At 63.0% G+C, this 21714-nt stretch carries 19 protein-coding genes; 18 read left to right on the top strand and 1 reads right to left on the bottom strand.

Annotated features, from left to right (window positions below):
- Nucleotides 1-219 precede the first annotated feature (219 nt).
- The 18 genes from CRD15_RS09560 (at nucleotide 220) to der (ending at nucleotide 19868) form a co-directional block, all read left to right on the top strand.
- Nucleotides 220-1116 (top strand): hypothetical protein, encoded by an 897-nt coding sequence (locus CRD15_RS09560; protein WP_043012069.1) that lies wholly within the window; start codon nucleotides 220-222, stop codon nucleotides 1114-1116.
- A gap of 3 nt (nucleotides 1117-1119) precedes the next feature.
- Complete coding sequence (locus CRD15_RS09555) at nucleotides 1120-2127, top strand: HAD-IIA family hydrolase (RefSeq protein WP_187402410.1); 1008 nt, start codon at nucleotides 1120-1122, stop codon at nucleotides 2125-2127.
- Entirely contained in the window at nucleotides 2128-2304 is a 177-nt protein-coding gene (locus tag CRD15_RS09550; protein ID WP_168163088.1) for a hypothetical protein, read from the top strand.
- Entirely contained in the window at nucleotides 2304-3143 is an 840-nt protein-coding gene (locus CRD15_RS09545; protein WP_187402409.1) for a TlyA family RNA methyltransferase, read from the top strand. Before CRD15_RS09550 ends, CRD15_RS09545 begins: the two co-directional genes overlap by 1 nt.
- Complete coding sequence (locus tag CRD15_RS09540) at nucleotides 3140-4084, top strand: NAD kinase (protein WP_034967668.1); 945 nt, start codon at nucleotides 3140-3142, stop codon at nucleotides 4082-4084. Before CRD15_RS09545 ends, CRD15_RS09540 begins: the two co-directional genes overlap by 4 nt.
- A gap of 2 nt (nucleotides 4085-4086) precedes the next feature.
- The gene (gene recN / locus CRD15_RS09535; RefSeq protein WP_187402408.1) at nucleotides 4087-5811 is read left to right on the top strand and encodes a DNA repair protein RecN; all 1725 of its coding nucleotides are present in this window, start codon (nucleotides 4087-4089) and stop codon (nucleotides 5809-5811) included.
- Nucleotides 5812-5954: 143 nt separating this feature from the next.
- The gene (locus CRD15_RS09530; RefSeq protein WP_187402407.1) at nucleotides 5955-6683 is read left to right on the top strand and encodes a hypothetical protein; all 729 of its coding nucleotides are present in this window, start codon (nucleotides 5955-5957) and stop codon (nucleotides 6681-6683) included.
- A 215-nt stretch (nucleotides 6684-6898) separates the two neighbouring features.
- Nucleotides 6899-8527 (top strand): hypothetical protein, encoded by a 1629-nt coding sequence (locus tag CRD15_RS09525; RefSeq protein WP_255463820.1) that lies wholly within the window; start codon nucleotides 6899-6901, stop codon nucleotides 8525-8527.
- 73 nt (nucleotides 8528-8600) lie between these two features.
- Nucleotides 8601-9803 (top strand): putative cytokinetic ring protein SteA, encoded by a 1203-nt coding sequence (gene steA, locus CRD15_RS09520; protein WP_080716768.1) that lies wholly within the window; start codon nucleotides 8601-8603, stop codon nucleotides 9801-9803.
- Between the two features lie 32 nt (nucleotides 9804-9835).
- On the top strand, nucleotides 9836-10768 hold the full coding sequence (locus tag CRD15_RS09515) for a copper transporter (RefSeq protein ID WP_187402405.1): 933 nt from the start codon (nucleotides 9836-9838) through the stop codon (nucleotides 10766-10768).
- Nucleotides 10769-10830: 62 nt separating this feature from the next.
- The gene (locus CRD15_RS09510) at nucleotides 10831-12498 is read left to right on the top strand and encodes a CTP synthase (protein ID WP_034981885.1); all 1668 of its coding nucleotides are present in this window, start codon (nucleotides 10831-10833) and stop codon (nucleotides 12496-12498) included.
- A 25-nt stretch (nucleotides 12499-12523) separates the two neighbouring features.
- The gene (locus tag CRD15_RS09505) at nucleotides 12524-13180 is read left to right on the top strand and encodes an NUDIX domain-containing protein (RefSeq protein WP_043012076.1); all 657 of its coding nucleotides are present in this window, start codon (nucleotides 12524-12526) and stop codon (nucleotides 13178-13180) included.
- Nucleotides 13177-14076, top strand: coding sequence for a tyrosine recombinase (locus CRD15_RS09500; protein WP_187402404.1), 900 nt, complete (start codon nucleotides 13177-13179; stop codon nucleotides 14074-14076). The genes CRD15_RS09505 and CRD15_RS09500 overlap by 4 nt, the downstream gene beginning before the upstream one ends.
- Before the next feature lie 75 nt (nucleotides 14077-14151).
- Nucleotides 14152-15045: a ParA family protein gene (locus CRD15_RS09495; RefSeq protein ID WP_005294544.1), complete on the top strand. Its 894-nt coding sequence runs from the start codon at nucleotides 14152-14154 to the stop codon at nucleotides 15043-15045.
- Nucleotides 15020-15868 (top strand): ScpA family protein, encoded by an 849-nt coding sequence (locus CRD15_RS09490; RefSeq protein WP_370547005.1) that lies wholly within the window; start codon nucleotides 15020-15022, stop codon nucleotides 15866-15868. Before CRD15_RS09495 ends, CRD15_RS09490 begins: the two co-directional genes overlap by 26 nt.
- A gap of 33 nt (nucleotides 15869-15901) precedes the next feature.
- On the top strand, nucleotides 15902-16486 hold the full coding sequence (scpB, locus tag CRD15_RS09485; protein ID WP_187402403.1) for an SMC-Scp complex subunit ScpB: 585 nt from the start codon (nucleotides 15902-15904) through the stop codon (nucleotides 16484-16486).
- A gap of 64 nt (nucleotides 16487-16550) precedes the next feature.
- The gene (locus CRD15_RS09480; protein WP_034974260.1) at nucleotides 16551-17423 is read left to right on the top strand and encodes a pseudouridine synthase; all 873 of its coding nucleotides are present in this window, start codon (nucleotides 16551-16553) and stop codon (nucleotides 17421-17423) included.
- An 87-nt stretch (nucleotides 17424-17510) separates the two neighbouring features.
- Nucleotides 17511-19868 carry a bifunctional cytidylate kinase/GTPase Der gene (gene der, locus CRD15_RS09475; protein ID WP_034974262.1) on the top strand — a complete coding sequence of 786 codons (2358 nt, stop codon included), beginning with the start codon at nucleotides 17511-17513 and terminating at the stop codon, nucleotides 19866-19868.
- 27 nt (nucleotides 19869-19895) lie between these two features.
- Here der and CRD15_RS09470 read toward each other — a convergent pair whose 3' ends face one another.
- On the bottom strand, nucleotides 19896-21584 hold the full coding sequence (locus CRD15_RS09470) for a formate--tetrahydrofolate ligase (RefSeq protein ID WP_187402402.1): 1689 nt from the start codon (nucleotides 21582-21584) through the stop codon (nucleotides 19896-19898).
- Between the last annotated feature and the right edge of the window lie 130 nt (nucleotides 21585-21714).

The following is a 21714-nucleotide window of genomic DNA, read 5'->3' as shown; positions in this document are numbered from 1 at the left end:
TAGATAAACGAGGTGTGGGTCGTTGTAGCCTTTCAAAGGTTACAGCAACCCACACCTCGTTTTTGTATGTCTGAACGTCCTTCCGCTGGGGCTAGAGGCGTCAATAAACAAAAGCAGCAACATTGCGCTACAGCGTTCCTGGTAACTAGGATTGATAAGGTTTAATAGGCGAGCCGGAAAGCTCACTGAACAACGAAAATGGAAGGTGCACCCCAAAGCATGGCTGAGCATTCAGATAACAATCGCAGTCGCGGCGGCCGCCCGCAGGGGGATGGCAAGTTCCGAAACAAGGGCGGGTTCAAGCCCAACCGTGGCGGACGCCCCAACCGCAACTCCAACAAGAAGCGCGGCGGCTCCAACTGGGAAACCCAACGCGGACCCCACAGCGGCCCGCAGCGCGCTGGCTACCGCGAAGAGCGGCTTAACAAGCGCCTGAACGAACCCGACGTCCCGAACGACCTCGACCCCAAGGAACTCGACCCGTCCGTACGCCAGGAACTCCGCAGCCTTTCCAAGGACAACGCGGACATGGTGGCGAAGCACCTGATTATGGCCGCTACGCTTCTGGACGATGATCCGGACAAGGCCCTTGCCCACGCCCGCGCTGCGAAGGATCGCGCTGGGCGCGTGTCCGTAGCCCGCGAAACGTGTGGCATCGTCGCCTACCACGCAGGTGAATGGAAGGAAGCCATCGCGGAGCTCCGCGCGGCCCGTCGCATGGCCGGCGGCCCCGGGCTGCTGCCTGTGCTGGCGGACGCGGAACGTGGACTCGGCAAGCCGGAGAAGGCCCTAGAAGTAGCTAACGACCCGCAGGCCGACCAGCTGGATGCCGAATCGAAGGCAGAGCTGGCCATCGTCGTTGCTGGTGCACACCAAGACCTCGACCACCCGGAAGAAGCCCTGCTAGCGCTGGAAGCACAGCTGGATAACGCTGACGCGCCCGACGTAACCCGTATGCGTCTCTTCTATGCTTATGCCGACGCGCTGGCCACCGCAGAGCGCAAGGACGAGGCCATCGAATGGTTCCGCCGGGCAGAGGAAATGGATACCGAGGAAATCCTCGACGTTCCGGATCGTCTGGCAGAGCTCGGCGTAGAACCGGACGAGGATAAGTGACCCATGGCCCACCCGCTGCTGGACAACTACGATGCCCTGCTAGCCGACCTTGACGGCACCGTCTTTTCTGGCCACACCCCAATCCCCGGCGCAGCCGAGGGACTGGAAGGCCGCCAGGTCATGTACGTCACCAACAACGCGTCGCGCTCACCCCAGCAGGTAGCTGAGCACCTGCAGTCCATGGGATTTGCCGCCGACGCGGACCACGTGGTGACCTCCGCCATGGCAGCCTGTGATCTGGGCAAGCAGTACATCGCGGAAGCAGAAGTCGAACGCCCGCTCGCGTACGTCATCGGCCACGATTCCTTTAAGCAGCTGGTTGCGGACGCGGGCTTTGCGCTGACGGACACCGCCGATGACCACCCGCATGTCGTATTCCACGGGCACAGTCCGGATAACGACTGGGCTCGCCTGTCGGAAGGCGCGTTGGCTATCCAGCGCGGCGCACGATACTTCGCCTCGAACCTGGACACCACGTTGCCCTCGGAGCGCGGATTCATGGTCGGCAACGGTTCGATGGTTGCCGCTGTCACCTCCGCTACTGGCGTAAAGCCTAAGTCTGCCGGTAAGCCTGGCCCCGCGATGTTCGAGGTTGCTGCACACCGCATTGGCTCCACGAAGCCCCTCGCCGTCGGCGATCGCCTGGATACCGACATCGCTGGTGGTAACGCCGCGGGCATGGATACTCTCTGCACCGTCACTGGGGTGTCTACCCATACCGATATTATTGACGCCCCCTCGTCCCACCGACCGACGTTTATCGCCGGCAATCTACGCGACCACCTGCCCGGCTGGTCCGCAAGCGTGGAACCGAGCAGCGCAACCATCCGCGTGGAGGCCGGTGAACTGGGCGACGTGGAGGTCATGGCTGCCGAAGCTCTGGCCGTCGCAGCGCCCTTGGCGTGGCAGCTTATCGACGACCCGCAGATCACTCAGGTAGCGTGCGCGGCTGATATCGACTTTGTAGGTGCAGATGCACAGGCCGTGGAGGCCCTGGGAGGTTGGAAGTAAGTGGGCGAGGGGCAACCGAAACCTTCGATGCTGTCGGGGGACAGTGGGCGTCAACAAGAAGAGCTGGCACAGGCCGTCGACGAGCTACTCGCACGGGATGTACACGGCGCGGAGGAAGCTGCCGTGTTGGAAGAAGCTCACAGGGTGGTTAACGAGGCGCTCGGGGGCGAGCGCTAGTGGCGAAAAGAGGAGCCAAGCTGCAGCGCCTGGATGCAGAGCTGGTAGCGCGGAAGATCGCGCGCAGCCGCGAGCACGCGCAGGAGATGATCAAGGCCGGGCGAGTAGCCGTCAATGGAATGCTGGCAAAGAAGCCGGCCAGCGGGGTCGACGGCAACGTTTCCATCAAGGTTGCGGAGTCGGAGGATGACCGCTGGGCCAGCCGGGGCGCACACAAGTTGCTGGGAGCTCTGGCGGCTTTCGAACCCCAAGGACTTTCCGTGGAAGGCAAGACGGTGTTGGATGCCGGTGCCTCGACGGGCGGATTCACGGACGTGTGCCTGGACCGCGGGGCGGCGAAGGTCAAGGCTGTGGACGTTGGCTATGGGCAGCTGATCTGGCGCCTGCAGAACGACGACCGTGTGGACGTGATGGACCGGACGAACGTGCGTACCCTTACTCCGGAGGCACTCGGCGGGCAGGTTGATCTGATGGTCGGCGACCTGAGCTTTATTTCTATTCGCCTGGTGCTGCCCGCTCTGGCCGCGTGCGTGAAGGAAGGCGGCGACCTGCTGCCGATGGTGAAGCCCCAGTTCGAGGTCGGCAAGGACAGGCTGGGCCACGGCGGCGTTGTGCGCAGCCCGGAACTGCGGGCAGAAGTGACCCGTCAGGTGGCTGTCGAGGCGATGAAGTATGGTCTGAAGACGAAGGCCGTCGTCGCCTCCCCGCTGCCGGGACCGAGCGGCAATGTGGAGTATTTTCTGTGGCTGGTCAAAGACTCGCCTAGCATGGATACAGAGGCTGACTTTGACGGCCTGGACCAGATGATCGCAACCGCCATTAAGGAGGGCCCGCAGTGACCAACCCGGGAACTGACCAGGACGCGGGCAAGCAAACAGAACGCGAGGTTCTGCTAGTTGCGCACACCGGTGTTCACGAGAATCTGGGCCTGGCGGCGGAGGCTGCGTCTAGGTTGCAAAAGGGCGGGATCAACGTGCGCGTCATGGCTACCGCGGACCCTGCCCCGGTCGCTCGGCACGAGGTCCTGGGGCGATTTAAGCGCTACGGCCACACCAAGGAAGCCGCCACTGGCGTGGAGATGGTGATCGTCTTGGGCGGCGACGGCACCTTCCTGCGCGCCGCCGACATTGCGCACTCAGCGGACGTGCCGGTGCTGGGCATCAACATGGGCCACATCGGTTTCCTGGCGGAGTGGGAGCAGGAATCCCTGCAGGAGGCCGTCGACCGCGTCATCGACCGCGACTACCGCATCGAAGATCGCATGACCCTGTCCATTACTGCCCGCGACATGGATGGTCGCGTGTTGGGCACTGGCTGGGCGCTGAACGAGTGCTCCGTGGAAAACCTAAACCGCCAAGGTGTGCTGGATACGATCCTGGAGGTCGACAAGCGCCCTGTATCTTCGTTCGGTTGTGACGGTGTTTTGGTATCGACGCCCACCGGCTCCACCGCCTACGCCTTCAGCGCAGGTGGCCCAGTTCTGTGGCCGGAGTTGGACGCGATTCTGGTGGTGACCAGCAACGCGCACACGTTGTTTAGCCGCCCGCTGGTGGTCTCCCCGAATTCGATGGTGGCGGTGGAGACGAACCCTTCGACCTCCCCGGCGACCGTGGTGATGGATGGCTTCCGCCAGATCCACATGCCTCCGGGCGCGCGCGTGGAGATTCGCCGTGGTCCGCAGCCCGTGCGTTGGGTGCGCCTGGATTCCGCACCGTTTACCGACCGGCTGGTACACAAGTTCCGCCTGCCTGTGACGGGCTGGAGGGGACCGCGCCACTAGTAATGCTGCACGAACTACACATTCGCAACCTCGGTGTGATCGAGGAAGCGACGGCGGAGTTTTCCACGGGCTTGAGCGTTGTCACCGGTGAGACCGGTGCGGGTAAGACGATGGTGGTCAGCTCCCTACGCTTGCTTTCCGGCCACCGCGCGGACCCGTCGCGGGTTCGCAACGGTGCTGATAAGGCCAGCGTGGAAGGCATTTTCTCCACCGACTCCGCGGCGGTTGCGGAGCTGGTCGAAGAAGTCGGCGGTTACAGCGACGAGGGCGAGGTTATAGCCTCCCGCACAGTGAACGCTACGGGGCGTTCTCGCGCGCACCTGGCGGGTAAGACGGTGGCAGCGGGCGTGCTGGGGGAGTTCGCCGGCCACGTCATCACCATCCATGGGCAGAACGACCAGCTGCGTCTGCTGGATCCGGTGCGCCAGCTCGCCGCGCTCGACGACTATGCGGGGTTGGGAGAGAAGGTTGCCGCATACCAGGCCCGTCGCGCCGAGTGGCTGCGCCTAGCCAAGGATCTGCAGCGCCGCATGGAGGCGCGGCGCGACCTGGCCCTGGAAAGCGAGACCCTGCAACGAGCTGTGGAGGCTATCGACGAGATCGACCCGCAGCCCGGGGAGGACGTGGAGGTCAAGGCGCAGATCAAGCGTCTGCAGGCCGCCGATGATATCCGCGCGGGGTTGCAGCGGGCGCAGGCAGCGCTGGACGGTATGGATGGAATGGTGGCCGGCGATGACTTCGGCGATTCCGAAGGTGCCAGTTCGCTGGTTTCCCAGGCAGCTAACGAGCTATCCAGTCTGACGGACATGGAAGGCGAAGGCGGGAATCTGTCCGAGCTGGCTGATCGCCTGAGCGAGGTTGGAGTGCTGCTGGCCGACATTTCCTCTGAGGTTGGCCAGGCGCTGTTGGACGTGCCCGACCCCGATGAGCTGGACGGGCTGCTGCAGCGCCAGACCCAGCTGCGGGAACTGCGCAAATACGCCGTGGACGTCGATGGGGCGCTGGCGTGGCGTGAGCAGGCTCGCCAGCGTTTGGAATCGATGGACGTTTCCGATGAAGCGCTACAGAAGCTGCAGGATCAGGTCGCCTCTGCACAGGATGCTGCGCGCAACGTGGCGGAGGAGCTGTCGAAGGCGCGTGTGAGGGCGTCCAAAAAATTTTCAAAGGCTGTCACCGAAGAGATCCGGGGCCTGCACATGTCGGCTGAGATCCGCGTGGATGTGCGGCGTGTCAGCGAGAAGCCGGATGACCTTGGGCTGCACGGTATCGACGAGGTTGAGTTCCAGCTGGTGCAGGGCGGAAATGTCAATCCGCTGGCGGGTTCGGCCTCTGGTGGTGAGCTGTCGCGCGTGATGCTGGCGCTGGAAGTGGTGCTGGCCGCAGGCACGGATGGCGGTCGGACGATGGTGTTCGACGAGGTCGATGCTGGTGTGGGCGGTAAAGCCGCTGTGGAGATCGGGCGCCGTCTGGCGAAGCTGGCGGTCGATAATCAGGTCATTGTGGTGACTCACTTGCCTCAGGTCGCTGCGTTTGGTGACGCCCACGTGTACGTGGCTAAGGCGACGTCGGCCGACTCGGTAACTTCTTCTGTGCGCACGCTTGATGAGGCCGAGCGGGTGGAGGAATTGTCGCGCATGCTGGCGGGTTTGGAATCTGAGACGGGGCGGGCGCACGCGGAAGAGCTGATGGAGATGGCCACGGAGGCGAAGGCTGCTCTGAGGGCATAGTGGGCTGTACGGTCGGAGCAGTTTAAATTCTTTTTTGGAGCTACCCCGCGCGCAGCGGTGTGATCGGCGCTACAGTGGTGCAGTGTTGAAGGGGGAGCACGCGCCCGTGGCGACAAGCGTGCGGTATGCGAGGGGGATTTCTGATGAAGCGTCTAGCGGCAAGTGTGTTTTTAATTTTCTTTGGTTTTGCGGTGGCGGCTTGCGGTTCGGGAGAGGCGGAACAGCCCCTGAACGGTGCTTTTGCTGAAGCAGATGGGTTATCCACAGGCGAGTCCTCTGTGGATAACCCAGGCTCGGGCGAGGTGCAGGGGGACGGACGTGTGCTAAAACCTGAAGGGCACAAGGGAATGTGGTTCGAGACTGAGCCGGAGGATCCTTGGGAGCATTACGTCTGGAAATCGCAGAGGTTTGTTAATGACCGAATCGAGCTTCCGAAGTTAACGAATAAAGGATACAAAAGCAATTTATCCGGACTTCCAGATATTTGCGATCAGCAAGTAGTTAATCGATTGAAAGAAATAGGATTTGAGCGTGAGGGTTCGATCGAGAACTATTTCGATTATAGTTGTGACTTCTTTGAAGTGCAGGGGGTGGAGGGAGCCTTCTTGGAGCGAATGTTCCATGTTGTTTTAGATCCTGCACGTCCAATTGAAAAGTTCAAGAGTGATGTTTCCTACAAAGTGCATCGAGACGATGTTGTTACAGTGGAGAATTCAAAGGGTAACGAAAAGGAATGTGCGATTGCTCAAAGTATAGATGGTGTAAATTTTAATGTAGAAAACGTGTCATGGAATCCAAAAGACGCTGTTTTAGACAAATGTAGATACTCAGAATATTTCTTTCAGATCTTTGATAATATAGCCGAGCTATAAGCTTGGGAGGGTGGGGAATGTTAAAGTTTGATATTTCGGAACTAAAAAGGGTTAGACAGAGTCTACGTTCGGCAGCAGGGGCGCTTAAGAAACTGGATTCTATAGGTAAGGGAAGCGGTAGTTACACCAAAGTTCCATCGATGACTGTGGCGTTTTCCCAACATCAATCTTTTTGGGTAGGTCAATCGGGCTCTGCGGTCAATGTTCTCGATATCATGAAATCGAATATCGCTTGGCTTCAAGAAGTTTTTAGCAATCAGCTAGTAGGACTGGATATTCAGGAGCATTTCAATGGCAAGTCTTTTGACCAAGTGAGCTCCGAAGTGTCTGTCGCTGACAAGGAGGTTCGGAAGTTTTTTATTCCGACTCGAGACGCCCGAACGATCGACAACCTGCTGTACAACACACCGGTTACCGCGGCGGAAGCGACCATGCCATTGGCGTCCCTCATTGCCGCATTCCAAGCCGACGACTCAGCACCGCTTTTTGCCGCAGACTCTTGGGAAAGCGCGGCCAAAGCTTTGAAAACGTCGATGGATGACCTCAAGAGCGCCTCGTCGGGGCTCGCCAGTTCCTCCGAAGGGTTCTCCTTCGATATGGCACGCCAGGCGATCGACGACGTACACAAGACCGGAGTCGTAGTCGCCGCAAATACCACCGCAATGGCGAAGTCAGTCCGTCAGTTCCCGGTTATCCGTGGCAGCAACCTCAACGCTCTGGAAGCAATCCAAGCAACCACTTCGCTGATCCCGGACCCGGCCGACCGACTTCTCGCCGAACAGGCTGCCGTCTCCAACTACGTATCCACCCACCTGCAACCCTCCCTGGAGCTCGTCCGCCCACCGGTTTCCAACCTAGGCGTACCGATTGTTGGGCACACGGGTGGGGGAGGTCTGGACGCCTCCACCGTCTCCACCGCCTCCGCACAACCCAAGGTCTCGCAGATCAACGGCCAGACGAACGCCGTTGCCCCGGCCAGCGCGACCGCGCACGGGGAGCAAGCTGCAACGGCGGCGGCAAACGCTCCGAAGCCCACTGCCGCAACCGCACCAACGCAGCCCGCAGGCGTGCCGGGGACGCTGCACTCACCATCGCCTGCGCCGCAACCAATCCAGCCCGCGGCAGCGACAGCAGCACCCCATGCACCTGCAGTTAGCCCCAACGCGCCAGCGGTACCGCCCACGACAGTGACAACAGCGGCACCTGCGCAAGGGTTAGCTGCTAGCCCGCACAGCAATGCCGGTGCAACTACTCCTGGCACGCTGATCAACGCCCAGGATCGCTTTGGGCGCGCGAATGCGATCAACGGCGGTGCGGGCTTCGGCGGTGCAGGCTTCGGCGGTGCAGGCACGGGCGCGGGCTACGGTTCAGGTGCCAGCGCAGGTGCGCACGCCAGGGGCGGGGCACAGCAGGGAACCTTGCGCAATACTTCCAGCACGGCCCCACGCCCAAGTCTGCCTGGCAGCCTCAACTCGCAGAACGTCCGCCCACTTCCCGTCGATTCCCCACCTGCAAAGGCTCCGCAGTCCGTCAAGGGAATCGTCGGAGCGCCTCACAACTCTGGTTCCGCGAAGGGCGGCGCTGGAATGCGGGGCGGGGGAAGTGCGGCGTCAACAATGATGGGCAGGGGCGCGGCAGGCGGCCGGGCCGGCAACGGGGCAAAGAGCGGCCTGCGCGGCGGGGCGGTGACTTACAGCAAGCAGGATCGGTCGTACTTCCGGCGCTTGTTCCTCAGTGGGGAAGACCCGCTGATTTCCGGCAAGGGAAAGAACCGCGGGCGGAAGAAGCACGAAGAGACTGCGGGACAGGCTGCGCGCCAGACCGTGCGGAAGGTGATTCGCTAGGCGGCTGCGGCACAACGGGAGAAGAAAGAGGAAAACCGCCGTCTACCGGCGCGCCTAACGCAACACAGGCCACATGAACACCACAATGGTGGGCATGATTTTCTCCCGTTCTGACCAGCCCGGAATCAACGGCGCCACCCGTGACCTCACCGGACCCAAGGGATTAACCAAGGCTAAGATCTCCGAGGGCGACATCGCAATTGTCGACGAGGCCGACATCAGCCGTGCCACCTGCCAAAAGCTCATCGACGCTCGCGTTGCCGCCGTCGTGAACGCACGCCAATTCACCACGGGGCAGGTACCCAACTTCGGTCCGCAGTTGATGCTGGACGAAGGCATCCTGCTTATCGAAAACGCCGGCGACGACCTGCTTGCCAAGGTTAAGAACGGCAAGAAGGGGCGCGTCGACGAGGGCAAGGTCTACTACGGCGATCGCTCCATAGGCGGTGGAGAGCTGCTGGATATGGATACCGCCTCCAGCCGCTTCGAGGATGCACGCGAAGCCCTGGGCGACCACATGGAGGCCCTGTCCGGCAACATGTCCGAATTCGTCCGCTCCGAGGCTCCTCTGCTGGTCGATGGCCTTGGCATCCCGGACGTCGACGTGGACATGGACGACCGGAAGGTGCTGGTCGCCAGCCCGGATCCGCAGATTGAGCAGAAGCTCAAGGACCTGCGGTACTTCATGCGCGAGTACTCGCCGATCATTGTCGCCGTGGAAAATGCAGCCGATATTCTGATCCAGGAGGGCTACCGCCCGAACGTGATCATCGGCGACCCGGAGAAGATCTCCAACGAGGCTCTGCGCAGCGGCGCTACCGTCGTGCTGCCCGCCGATCCGGATGGCCACGCTGTCGGCCTGGAGCGCATCCAGGACCTGGGCGTGGGCGCCATGACTTTCCCTGCGGCCACGCAGGATCCCACTGATCTGGCTCTGCTACTGGCCAACTACCACGGAGCATCGATGGTGGTGAACCTCGGCGAGGTGGAGGATCTGGATCGCGTATTCCAGCAGGCACAGTCGCCGGAGACCCCGTCTGCCCTGATGTCGCGCCTGCGCGTGGGGCCGCGCCTGGTGGATTCCACCGCCGTCGCAGAGCTCTACCGCGTGTCCCGGTCTGGCGGTGGCTGGATCTGGGCTTTGCTGGGCGTTCTGGTTGCCGTGGCCGTTATCGTTGCGGTCATCGGCTTCTCCGGTGACGGCTCCTTCGTGGATAACCTCGTGGACACTTGGAACAACTTTGCACTGAGCGTGCAGGATCTGTTTAAGAAGTAAGCCAGGAAAAGCAGGGAGCTAGAAAGACAAGCATGAGCAAGCACTCCACAGGAGCCACCGGCAAGGTCATCGCCGGTCTGGGCTTCGGTATCGCTGTCGGCACCGCACTGGGTTTTTTCGCCATTGCGCCGAACGTGCCGGGCGGTCCGGTCGCGAAGGATTCCTCCGCCGAACAGAAGCTGAAGGACGAGAAGGCTGCCCGCGAGAAGGCCGAGGGCAACTCTGCCGCCAGCGATAAGGTCTTGAGCTCGGTCGCGGGCCCCGCGGTGCGCAACCTGTTGCGCGGTGCGTCGGTGGATCTTTTTGTTCTTCCGGACGCCGACCAGGCCAACGTCGATAGCCTCAAGCACCTCGTCAAAATGGCCGGCGGCAAGGTCAATGGTGTGATCGAGCTGACGGACAAGGCACTCGGCTCGGACGGGGGAGACACGCTGAAGTCGATCGCAGCTAACTCCCTGCCGGCTGGTGCGAAGTTGTCGGAGGACAACCTTGCCCCAGGCATGCACACCGGACAGCTGCTTGGCGCCGCACTGTCGGCTGGCGAGCACGAAGCCAGCGAAACGGATCGCGGAATCGCCCTCGGTGCCCTGGCTAACGACGACTTCATTGCCTACCAGGGCGAGGCCCCGAAGCCTGCGGATCTGGCCCTGGTCGTTGGCGGGAATACCTCCGACGACGAAGCCCACGGCAATTACGGCACCAAGTTCGCCGCGGAGTTCGCGGCAGGGCTGGACTCCCGCATGAAGGGGGCAGTCCTGGCTGCAGAGTCCGGCAGTGCCGAAGACAACGGTGCCATCGGCCAGGTGCGCGCGGATAATTCCATGAAGGAGGCCGTTTCCACGGTCGACAACGCGGACACCGTCGCGGGACGCATCGCCGCCATTCGCGCTCTGGCGCAGCAGAAGAACGGGAAGTCGGGGCACTACGGGGCCACTGCAAACGCGTCGGATGCTACGCCTGAATAGGCATGTGTTAGGCTGAAACCCCGTAGATAGCGAAGTTAAGCGTCGTTGATTCGGGAGTTGCCTTGGCCACTAATCGTGCAGAAAACAGCACTAAATTCATTTTCGTCACCGGCGGTGTGGCGTCCTCACTAGGCAAAGGGCTAACGGCAGCTAGCCTGGGCCAATTGTTGTCCTCTCGTGGCCTGCGCGTCACGATGCAGAAGCTGGATCCGTACCTCAACGTCGATCCGGGCACCATGAATCCTTTCGAACACGGCGAGGTGTTCGTTACTGAGGACGGTGCGGAAACCGACCTGGACCTCGGCCACTACGAGCGTTTCCTGGATCGCAACCTGTCCGCCGCGGGCAACGTCACCACCGGCAAGGTGTACTCGAACGTCATCGCCAAGGAGCGCCGCGGTGAGTTCCTAGGTAAGACCGTCCAGGTGATCCCGCACATCACCGATGAGATCAAGGCTGCGGTGATGGCCATGGGACAGCCGGATAAGAACGGGCAGGCCCCGGACGTCGTCATCAGCGAGATCGGTGGCACCGTCGGAGATATCGAATCCCAGCCCTTCCTGGAGGCCATCCGCCAGGTTCGCCACGAGGCCGGCCGTGAGAACATCGCCTTCATCCATGTCTCCCTGGTGCCGTACCTGGCTCCGTCGGGCGAGCTGAAGACCAAGCCGACCCAGCACTCCGTCGCGGAGCTGCGCAGCATCGGTATCGTGCCGGACGCTATCGTCCTGCGCGCCGACCGCGAAGTGCCGCAGGCCATGAAGGCCAAGATCGCCCTGATGTGCGACGTGGACGAGGACGGCGTGGTTTCCTGCCCGGATGCCCCCTCCATCTATGACATCCCGAAGGTGCTGCACTCCCAGCACCTGGATAACTACATCATCCGTCGCCTGAACCTGCCGTTCCGCGACGTGGATTGGTCCACCTGGGGCAGCCTGCTGGAAAGCGTGCACAACCCCAACGGTGAGGTCACCATCGGCATCGTCGGCAAGTACATCGACTTGCCGGACGCGTACCTCTCCGTCGCCGAGGCCATCCGCGCCGGCGGCTTCGGCGCGAACGTCCGCGCCCGGGTGAAGTGGATTACTTCCGACGACTGCGAGACGGAAGAGGCCGCCGCCGAGGCTCTGAAGGACGTCGACGGCGTGGTCATCCCCGGTGGTTTCGGCAACCGTGGCATCGAAGGCAAGATCGGCGCCATCACCTACGCCCGCAAGAACAAGCTACCACTACTCGGCATTTGCCTTGGCCTGCAGTGCATCGTCATTGAGGCTGCGCGCACCGCGGGGCTGAAAGATGCTTCTTCTACGGAGTTTGACGCCAACGCCTCCACCCCGGTCATCTCCACCATGGAGGAACAGAAGGCGGCTGTTTCGGGTGAGGCTGACCTGGGTGGCACCATGCGTCTGGGCGCCTACCCGGCGCGCCTGGCCGAAGGCTCCCTGGTTGCGGAGCTCTATGGCACCACTGATGTCTCGGAGCGCCACCGCCACCGCTACGAGGTGAATAACGCATACCGCGAGCAGATCACCGAGGGCTCCGGCCTGCAGTTCTCCGGCACCTCCCCGGACGGCACCCTGGTGGAGTTTGTGGAGTACCCGAAGGATGTACACCCGTATTTCGTCGCCACCCAGGCGCACCCGGAGTACAAGTCCCGCCCGACCCGTTCCCACCCGCTGTTCCAGGGGCTGGTGGACGCTGCGTTGAAGCACCAGGCCGAGCGCTCCTAGACCAGCGCTCCTAGACTGGGGAGTCATGAGCACCGACAATACCCCGTACCGCGTCGTCGATAGCGAATTGCTGCTGGATGCGCCGATCATCGGCGTGCGACGCGATACGATCACCACCGCTACCGGCGAGGCGAAGCGGGAGATCGTTGAACATTTCTCCGCCGTTGCCGTCGCGGCCGTGCGCGACAATCACGTGATGATGATCCGCCAATATCGCCACGGCGTGGGGCGGCACCTGTGGGAGATTCCGGCCGGCTTGCTGGATCTAGTGGGGGAGGATCCCCTAAAGGCCGCCCGCCGCGAGCTCGCCGAGGAAGCTGGGCTGCGTGCACATTCCTGGCACCTGCTGGGCGATGTGGTGACCTCCCCGGGGTTCAGCGAGGAAATGTGTCGCATTTACCTGGCCGAAGATCTGGACGACGACCTCAGCGACTTCGACCTGCCAGAAGCGGAGTTCGAGGAAGCGGAGATCGAGACCCGCTGGGTGCCAATTCCCGAAGCTATCGAGTGGGCTCAGACGGGCGTGGTGGAAAACTCCATCGCCACCATCGCCCTGCTGCACCTGGCGGCGGGTACCCGTCGCGACGTCTCCGAACCCTTCAACTACCACTCGGGCCTCTCCGAACGCCGCTCCGCCCGCGCGGAAGCCAAACCCGGCACAGACATGAAGTTCCTCCGTTGAGCGTCGAAGCGAACCAGAAGCTCGGCCGGGCGTACATCCGGCACCTGAAAACCGAGCGCGACGTGTCTGTCCACACGTTGTCGAACTACCAGCGCGACCTGGACCGCTACCTGGAGTGGCTGGGCAACACGTCGCTCCAGGACGTCACGGCCACGGACATCGAGGATTACCTCATCCACCTGCGCAAGGACCTGAACCTCGCGGCATCTTCGGCCGCTCGGGCGCTGGCAGCGATCCGCGGCCTGCACTCCTTTGCCCACGCCGACGGGCGCCTGCCCTTCGACGTGGCGGCGGACGTCCCAACGCCCTCGCTGGGCGGCTCCATTCCGAAAGCCCTCAGTCTGGCTCAGGTAGAGGCTTTGCTGGACGCGGTGCCGGCGGGCGACGGGGCGTCAGTAATAAACATCCGTGACCGTGCGCTGCTAGAGATGCTCTACTCGACCGGCGCCCGCATCACAGAGCTGCTAGACCTCGACGTCGACGATCTCGACCGCGAACAGCGCATGCTGCTTGTGCACGGCAAGGGTGGTAAGGAACGCATCGTGCCGCTAGGGCGACCCGCGCTGCAGGCGGTGGAGCGCTACCTGGTGCGCGCGCGACCGAGCCTGAACAAGAAGGGCAGCCCGGCGCTGTTCCTGAACAACCGTGGCGCGCGACTGGGGCGGCAATCGGGCTTCAAGATCGTCTCGCAGGCGGCTGAGACGGCGGGGCTGGATCATGTCTCGCCACACAGCCTGCGCCACAGCTTCGCCACCCATCTTTTGGAAGGCGGCGCGGACATCCGTGTGGTGCAGGAACTGCTGGGGCACGCCAGCGTGGCTACCACGCAGATCTACACCAAGGTCAGCCCTGAGCACTTGCGGGAGATTTGGGCCTCATCTCACCCCCGCACCTAGCGTGCCTGATAATCTCTAGGGTGTAATTAAAGGCTAAACACAACAATCAAGGGAAAGGGCTTGACGGGATCGCCGATGTCACGTTCACAGTCACACGCGGATGCGTTGTTTGATAAGCCCGATCAGCGCATCGGCCTGACCGGACGACCTATCAAGGAGCTGCCGGATCCCGAGCCGTTGGATCGCCACGGCCCGGCCTCCATCATCGCGATGTGTAACCAGAAGGGCGGGGTGGGCAAGACCACTTCGACGATCAACATCGGTGCCTCGCTGGCCGCGTTCGGGCGCAAGGTGCTGCTGGTTGACCTGGACCCACAGGGCGCACTGTCCGCCGGTTTGGGCATTAGCCACGATGAGCTCGACGTGACGGTTTACAACCTGTTGGTCGATTCTTCTGCCTCTATTCTTGACGCCATCCACTCCAGCCCCGTCGACGGTCTGGATGTCGTTCCCGCGAATATCGACTTGTCGGCTGCGGAGATCCAGCTGGTTAACGAAGTCGGACGCGAACAGGCCCTGGCCCGTGCCCTGCGTCCGGTGATGCGCGACTACGACTTCATTATCGTCGACTGCCAGCCTTCCCTGGGACTGCTGACCGTCAACGCGCTGAGCTGTGCGGACTCGGTGATCATTCCAGTGGAGTCCGAGTACTTCTCGCTGCGTGGACTGGCTCTGCTTATGGACACGGTGGATAAGGTCCGCGACCGGCTGAACTTCAAGCTGGAGGTGCTGGGCATCCTGGTGACGATGTTCGACCGGCGTACCCTCCACGCCCGCGAGGTCATGGAGCGGCTGGTGGAAGCGTTCGGCGACAAGGTCTTCGATTCCGTGATCACCCGTACCGTGCGGTTCCCGGAGACCTCGGTGGCCGGAGAGCCGATTAACACCTGGGCGCCGAGTTCCTCGGGCGCGGTGCAGTATTCGAACCTGGCGAAGGAAGTCATTGAGCGCGTCGCTCAGCAAATCTAGCCAGCTGGCTCCGGAGTCCGCGCAGCCGGAGCAGCCCGAGATCACCGGCTTCCGGGTGGCCTTGGCGAACTTCGACGGTCCTTTCGACCTGCTGCTGCAGCTGATCCACTCCCACAAGCTGGACATCACCGAGATCGCCCTGGCACAGGTCACCGACGAGTTCATCGCCTACACCAAGAGCCTAAGCTCCAGCGCGGACGACCTGGATGAGGTCACGGAGTTCCTGGTCGTCGCCTCCACACTGCTGGATCTCAAAGCCGCCCGCCTGGTGCCCCGGGGCGAGGTCGACAGCGAAGAAGACCTCGCGCTGCTCGAGACCCGCGACCTGCTGTTCGCCCGTCTGCTGCAGTACCGCGCCTACAAGCAGGTGGCGAACCTGTTCTCCGATTGGCAGCGCGATGCCGCGCGTTCCTATCCCGCCACTTTGTCGCTGGAGGAACACCACGCGAACCTGCTGCCGGAAGTGAAGATCGGTAAGACCGCCGACGAGTTCGCTGAGCTCGCCGCCGCCGTGTTCCGCCCCAAACCGGATCACGTGGATACCGGCCACATCCACCAGGTGGCGGTCTCGGTGCCGGAGCAGGCCGGGCGGATCCTTAATACCCTCAAGGTGGCTGGCGAAAACAAGTGGGTGACCTTCGGCGCCCTGATCGCCGATGCGGAGATGAACATGATCGTCGTCGGTCGTTTCCTGGCACTCTTGGAGTTGTACAAGGCTCGCGCCATCGGCATTGAACAGCCCGAGCCACTGCAGGACATGTCGGTGGCCTGGACCGGGCTGGATGTCGATCCGGCGGTGGTGGCGGCCAGCAACTGGGAATAGGCGTCCATAAACAAGACAGAGAGGGCACAGACCATGAGCGAACAACTCAACCCCGCGCCGCTGCCGCAGGTGTCGGTGCTGCGCAGCCGCGTGGAATCGTTGCTGTTGGTCAGCGATGAGGCAGTGACGCCCACAGAGCTCGCCCGCGTACTTTCCACCGAGGAGCGTGCGGTTCCCGAGGCCGAGGTGGCGCAGACCCTCCACGAGATCGCGGCGGAGTTTGACGCCCGAGGTAGCGGCTTTGAGCTCCGTGAGCACGAGGGGGCGTTCCGGCTGTACACACGGCGCGCGAACTCGGATGTGGTGGAGGCGAAGCTGCTGGACGGCACGCAGCAGCGCCTGAGCCGCGCCGCGCTAGAGACCCTGGCGGTGGTGGCCTACCGGCAGCCTGTAACTAGGAGCCAGGTGGCGGCGGTGCGTGGCGTTAACTGCGATGGCGTGATGCGTACCCTGTCGCTGCGCGGGCTGATCGCCGAAACAGGGGAGCAGGGCGGAGCACACCTGTACTCCACGACCGAGCTTTTCCTGGAACAGATCGGGATTGAATCGCTGGATCAACTGCCGGATCTGGCGCCGTTGCTGCCGGAGGTAGACAGCATCGACAGTATCGACAATTAAGCAGGCTGAGGGGTACAATTCGGGCGGATAATTCAAGATTTTAGTTCGAAGGGCTAGAAACACCGTGGACACACCCGCTCGCCGAGACGGCACACCGGAGACCGCTCCGAAAGACATCTACCTATCGCAGGCCAAGCCAGCCAAGCGCCAGCACGTAACGGAGCAGGAGGCAGCCGCTGCTCTGAACCAGCCCGATTCGGAGAAAGCCCAGGTGCGCCTACAGAAGGTGCTGGCTTCCGCAGGTGTGGCCAGCCGCCGCATGAGCGAGAAGCTCATCGCCGCCGGTCGTGTGGAAGTCAACGGCGAAATCGTCGTGAAGATGGGCACCCGCATCGACCCGAGCGTGGATATTGTTCGCGTGGATGGAGAGCGCGTGCAGGTCAACGAGGAAATGGTGTACTTCGTGCTGAACAAGCCGCGTGGCGTGCACTCCACCATGAGCGACGAGCTAGGTCGCCCGTGCGTCGGTGACCTGGTCGGCACCCGCCTAAAGGAAGGCCAGGGTCTGTTCCACGTTGGTCGTTTGGACGCCGCGACGGAGGGGCTGCTGCTGCTCACCAACGACGGCGAGCTGGCCAACCGCCTGATGCACCCGAAGTACGAGGTGCGAAAGACCTACATGGCCACGGTGCTGGGCGAGGCCAGCCGCAAACTGATCCGCGACCTGAAGGACGGCGTGGAGCTGGACGACGGCACCGCCCGCGCCGATAGCGTGCAGATCGTGGACGTCTGGCAGGGTAAGTCGCTGATCAAGATCGAGCTGCACGAAGGGCGCAAGCACATTGTGCGCCGCATGCTGAAGGAGGCCGGCTTCCCAGTTCAGGCGCTGGTCCGCACTAAGATCCACACCGTGCAATTGGGCGAGCAGAAGCCGGGCACGATCCGCGCGCTGAATCAGGCGGAATTGCAAAGCTTGTATAAGAAGGTCGGGCTGTAGAAACAGCGCAGCCAGCACAGCCGTCGCAGTAAACACTGCCACTACAGCCGACATAGACACACAATTAACTAGGGGAACGACCTTTCCATGACGAACGCACCTTTTTACGAGCCCGGCTCCGCCCTGGATCAGCTCGCCAGCGCCACCAATGTCGCCGACGGTGGCCTGATTGTCGCCGTTGACGGCCCCAGCGGCACCGGTAAGTCCACCGTCTGCCGCCGCCTAGCCACCGCCGCGGACGCGAAGTACCTGGATACCGGCGCAATGTACCGCGTGGCTACCCTGCACGTACTGCGCCAGGGCATCGATCCATCCACGGAGTCTGCCCGCGAGGCGATCATTGCCGCCACCGCCGACCTGCCGCTGGAGATCAACGAGGATCCCACGTCCACCGAGGTTCTGCTGGACGGCACCGACGTTTCCGGCGAGATCCGCGGCCCCGAGGTCACCGCACACGTCTCCGCCGTAGCCGCCATCCCGGAGGTTCGCGAGAACCTGGTGGCCTTGCAGCGCTCCCTGGCCTTCGCCGCCGGTCGCTGCGTGGTCGAGGGCCGCGACATCGGCACTGTTGTTCTTGCGGACGCCCCAGTGAAGATCTTCATGACCGCCTCCGCAGAGGTGCGGGCTCAGCGGCGTTACGACCAAGACATTGCCGCTGGCCGGGACGTGGATTTCGACGCGGTACTCGCGGACGTGCAGCGCCGTGATGAGGCAGACTCCTCCCGCGAAACGTCCCCGCTACGCCCCGCAGACGACGCTGTGATCGTCGACACCGGAGAGATGGACATCGACGAGGTGCTGGAGAAACTGGCAGAGCTGACCCTGGCCAGCGCTTCATCCGACAGCGCGGAGGTCCCCGAGGAACTGACCTTCCGCACCGCCGACGGCGAGGTGCTGGGGGAGTCTGATTTCTCGGACGCCGACTTCTCGGACGCTGATTTCTCGGACGCCGACTTCTCGGACGAAGAGCTCGGCGACTACGACGACGAATCCGACCCCGAAGAGTTCTTCATCACCGGCCCCGAGGACTTCACCTTGGAGGGCGGCGGCGATATGCCGGAAACCGAGGAGGACTGGGAAGCCCTGGAGCAGGCCTTCGGCATGATGGACGACGAGGAAGCCGAGCGCGAAGCGCTGTGCACCGTCGCCATTGTTGGCCGTCCGAACGTGGGCAAGTCCACCCTGGTGAACCGCTTCATCGGTCGCCGCGAAGCCGTGGTGGAGGACTTCCCGGGCGTCACCCGCGACCGCATTTCCTACTTGGGCGAGTGGTCCGGCCGCCGGTTCTGGGTGCAGGACACGGGCGGCTGGGATCCGGATGCGAAGGGCATCCACGCAGCCATCGCCCGCCAGGCTGAGACCGCCATGGAAACCGCCGACGTGATCGTCTTTGTGGTCGACTCGAAGGTGGGCATCACTTCCACCGATGAGGTCATTGCACGCAAGCTGCAGCGCAGTCAGGTGCCGGTGATCGTGGTGGCTAACAAGTGTGACGCGGACGCGCAGCTGGGCGACGTCGCCGAGTTCTGGGCGCTGGGCCTGGATAACCCGTACCCGGTGTCTGCGCAGCACGGCAAGGGTGCGGCGGACGTGCTGGACGAAGTTTTGCGCTCCTTCCCGGAGCACCCCCGCGAGCTTTCCGTCGTTTCCGGCCCGCGCCGCGTGGCTCTGGTCGGCCGCCCGAACGTGGGCAAGTCCTCCCTGCTGAACAAAATCACGGGCGAGGAACGCTCCGTGGTCAACAACGTCGCCGGCACTACAGTCGACCCGGTCGACTCCATCGTCGAGCTGGAGGAAAAGACCTGGAAGTTCGTCGACACCGCGGGCATTCGCAAAAAGACGAAGCAGGCGCGCGGCCACGAGTTCTACGCCTCGCTGCGCACCCGCTCCGCCATCGACGCGGCGGAGGTCGCTGTTTTTCTTGTGGACGCCAGCGAACCCATCGCCGAGCAGGACCAGCGAGTACTTCGCATGATCCTTGACTCGGGGCGTGCCCTGGTCGTGGCCTACAACAAGTGGGACCTTGTTGATGAAGACCGCCGCGAGCTGCTGGAGCGCGAGATTGAGCTGCAATTGTCTCACGTTCCGTGGGCTCGCCGCGTGAACATTTCCGCGAAGACCGGCCGCGCGCTGCAGAAGCTGGAGCCCGCGATGATTGAGGCCTTGGAGAGCTGGGATCAGCGCATCTCCACCGGCCAGTTGAACACCTGGTTGCGCGCCGTGATCGCGGAGACCCCGCCGCCGATGCGTGGCGGTCGCCTGCCGCGCGTGCTGTTTGCCACCCAGGCTTCCACCAAGCCGCCGGTGATCGTGCTGTTCACCACCGGCTTCCTGGAGCACGGCTACCGCCGCTTCCTGGAGCGCAAGCTGCGCGAATCCTTCGGCTTCGAAGGCTCGCCGGTACGCATCGCAGTGCGCGTGCGCGAGAAGAAGCGCAAGAAGTAGCTGGACTGGCTGGACTAGCCAGCCCGGCTAGAACAGCCCGGAGATAACTCCCTGCGCATCCACGTCGATGCGCTCCGCCGCGGGTTTCTTCGGCAGCCCAGGCAGAGTCATCACGTCGCCCGTCAGTGCGACCACGAATCCGGCGCCGATTCGTGGCACCAGTTCGCGGACGTGCAGAGTGTGGCCGCTCGGCGCACCCAGCGCGCTGGGATCATCGCTGAACGAGTACTGCGTCTTCGACACGCACACCGGCAGCTTGTCCCAGCCGTTGTCCTTCAGAAACGCCAGATCCTTCACGGCCTGCGGGCCGAACTGCACGTCCGCCGCGCCGTAGATCTCCGTGGCAAGCGTGTGCAGGGTGGCTTCCACACCATCGATGGGCTGATAGATCTGGTGGCTGGAGCTAGGGGCGTCATCACCAGAAACACCATCGACGACCTCCAACACGGCAGTGGCCAGATCCGCCGCACCGGCGCCGCCCTCGGCCCACACGTTGCATTCCACCACGCGCACCCCGAAGTCCTTGCCCCAGTCGGCGATCAGCTGGCGATCGGCGTCCGTGTCGGAGCTAAACAGGTTCAGCGCCACCACGGGCTCCACGCCGAACTTGCGGATGTTGCTGACGTGGCGCTCCAGGTTGGCCAGCCCGGCCTTCAGCACGGAATCGCCGTTGTGCTTCAGCGAGCGGATCGTGGCCACCACCACGGTTGCGGCCACAGACAGGTCGCCGGCTCGGGACTTGATGTCGAAGAACTTCTCCGCGCCCAGGTCGCTGCCGAATCCGGCCTCGGTCAGCACGACCTCCGACAGATCCAGCGCCGTCGTCGTCGCAATCAGGGAGTTACAGCCGTGGGCGATGTTTGCAAAAGGCCCGCCGTGTACCAGGGCAGGGGTGCCGCCCAGGGTCTGTACTAGGTTCGGGTTGATCGCGTCGCGCAGCAGGGCGGTGATTGCGCCCGCGCACTTCAGGTCGCCCGCGGTGACGGGCTTGCGGTCGTAGGTCTGGCCCACCACGATGCGCCCGATGCGCTTCTTCAGATCCTCCAGGTCGGTGGCCAGGCACAGGATCGCCATGATCTCGCTGGCTGCGGTGATGTCGAAGCCGCCCTCGCGCGGAGTGCCCTGACCCGGCCCGCCCAGGCCGGTGACCACGTGGCGCAGCGAACGATCGTTGACGTCCAGGCAGCGCCGCCACGTCACACGCCGCGGGTCGATGCCCAGCGCGTTGCCGTGTTGCACGTGGTTATCGATCATCGCAGCCAGGGTGTTCGTCGCCGCAGTGATGGCGTGCATGTCGCCGGTGAAGTGTAGGTTGATGTCCTCCATCGGCACGATCTGCGCGTAGCCGCCGCCCGCTGCGCCGCCCTTGATGCCCATGACCGGTCCCTGGGAGGGTTCGCGGATCGCCACCATCGTCTGGCGCCCTGCCGCACGCACGGCATCTGCCAGACCGATAAGCACGGTGGACTTGCCTTCACCGGCGGGGGTTGGGCTCATTGCCGTCACGAGCACGAGCTTGCCCTTCTTATTGACGCCCCCACGTTCGGCCTTGAGCGCGGGAACGTCGATCTTGGCCTTTGTGTGGCCGTAGGGGATCAGGGCGGCTTCCGGGATGCCGGCGCGCTCCGCGATCGTGGTGATGGGTTCCAGCGTGTGGGCCTGCGCGATCTCCACATCGCTGGGCTGCGGATTGTTGGTTGCAGAAGAGTTAGTCATATTCCCAGAATAAACGTCTACCCCTTTAAGCCCCCGGATTAATGGGTGTGGGGGAGTCTGCCACTAGACTTAGGGGGTAAGCGGGTGACCCCCGGATTTTGGCAAAACGATTCCCTCCAGTGAGGTAGTG

Origin of the sequence: Corynebacterium sp. LK28 (assembly GCF_014335105.1) — a bacterium.
GTDB classification, from domain to species: Bacteria; Actinomycetota; Actinomycetes; order Mycobacteriales; family Mycobacteriaceae; genus Corynebacterium; species Corynebacterium macclintockiae.
This window is presented reverse-complemented; position numbering and strand designations above follow the sequence as displayed.

Bases quoted from the DNA above. Each gene is read 5' to 3' on its own strand.
- CRD15_RS09560 (WP_043012069.1), top strand. From the start codon at position 220: ATGGCTGAGCATTCAGATAACAATCGCAGTCGCGGCGGCCGCCCGCAG.
- CRD15_RS09555 (WP_187402410.1), top strand. From the start codon at position 1,120: ATGGCCCACCCGCTGCTGGACAACTACGATGCCCTGCTAGCCGACCTT.
- recN (WP_187402408.1), top strand. From the start codon at position 4,087: ATGCTGCACGAACTACACATTCGCAACCTCGGTGTGATCGAGGAAGCG.
- CRD15_RS09530 (WP_187402407.1), top strand. From the start codon at position 5,955: ATGAAGCGTCTAGCGGCAAGTGTGTTTTTAATTTTCTTTGGTTTTGCG.
- CRD15_RS09525 (WP_255463820.1), top strand. From the start codon at position 6,899: ATGAAATCGAATATCGCTTGGCTTCAAGAAGTTTTTAGCAATCAGCTA.
- steA (WP_080716768.1), top strand. From the start codon at position 8,601: ATGAACACCACAATGGTGGGCATGATTTTCTCCCGTTCTGACCAGCCC.
- CRD15_RS09515 (WP_187402405.1), top strand. From the start codon at position 9,836: ATGAGCAAGCACTCCACAGGAGCCACCGGCAAGGTCATCGCCGGTCTG.
- CRD15_RS09505 (WP_043012076.1), top strand. From the start codon at position 12,524: ATGAGCACCGACAATACCCCGTACCGCGTCGTCGATAGCGAATTGCTG.
- CRD15_RS09495 (WP_005294544.1), top strand. From the start codon at position 14,152: ATGTCACGTTCACAGTCACACGCGGATGCGTTGTTTGATAAGCCCGAT.
- scpB (WP_187402403.1), top strand. From the start codon at position 15,902: ATGAGCGAACAACTCAACCCCGCGCCGCTGCCGCAGGTGTCGGTGCTG.
- der (WP_034974262.1), top strand. From the start codon at position 17,511: ATGACGAACGCACCTTTTTACGAGCCCGGCTCCGCCCTGGATCAGCTC.
- CRD15_RS09470 (WP_187402402.1), bottom strand. From the start codon at position 21,584: ATGACTAACTCTTCTGCAACCAACAATCCGCAGCCCAGCGATGTGGAG.